This is a genomic window from Mesoflavibacter sp. CH_XMU1422-2, assembly GCF_037029245.1.
GTDB classification, from domain to species: domain Bacteria; phylum Bacteroidota; class Bacteroidia; order Flavobacteriales; family Flavobacteriaceae; genus Mesoflavibacter; species Mesoflavibacter zeaxanthinifaciens.
This window is the reverse complement of record NZ_JAYMEE010000096.1, coordinates 1,299-1,708: the sequence shown is the minus strand read 5'-3', so window position 1 is coordinate 1,708 and position 410 is coordinate 1,299. Positions and strand designations below refer to the sequence as shown.

The 410-nt window shown below is 37.1% G+C and carries 1 protein-coding gene; it reads right to left on the bottom strand.

The features are described 5' to 3' along the window. Positions 1 to 92: 92 nt before the first annotated feature. Positions 93 to 353, bottom strand: coding sequence for a hypothetical protein (locus WA340_RS15240; RefSeq protein WP_336129699.1), 261 nt, complete (start codon positions 351 to 353; stop codon positions 93 to 95). Positions 354 to 410 lie beyond the last annotated feature (57 nt).

Sequence of the window (410 nt, the reverse complement as noted above, 5' to 3'; positions counted from 1 at the left end):
AAGTAAAAGTATAAATCAAACGGCTGGATTTCGGCGGAATAATCCTGCGGATGATTCCACAACGAAATCATAGCCGAGACCGTTAGCAAACATTACCTTTTACCATAGCAATCCTCACAACCAAGTACATTATGTACATCACAAGTCATATCACCAAAGCAAAGGTCGTGCACCCCATCACATCTACCGCAGCATCTACCTTTTCGCTCAGGTAACGATTTGCTAACACGTTGTATAGATAATTGCTTTTTAAGCGTACTTACTACTTCATCTCTTTTTTGGTTCAGCGTATCTGTATCATAATTTGCTGTATTCAAAAGTGCTATCACTTCTGCTATTGTATCGTTTTTCATTTTGGTGTATTTATTAAGTTAATTTCTAATTCTACGCAACTATCCATACAACATCAA

Bases quoted from the DNA above. Each gene is read 5' to 3' on its own strand.
- WA340_RS15240 (WP_336129699.1), bottom strand. From the start codon at position 353: ATGAAAAACGATACAATAGCAGAAGTGATAGCACTTTTGAATACAGCA.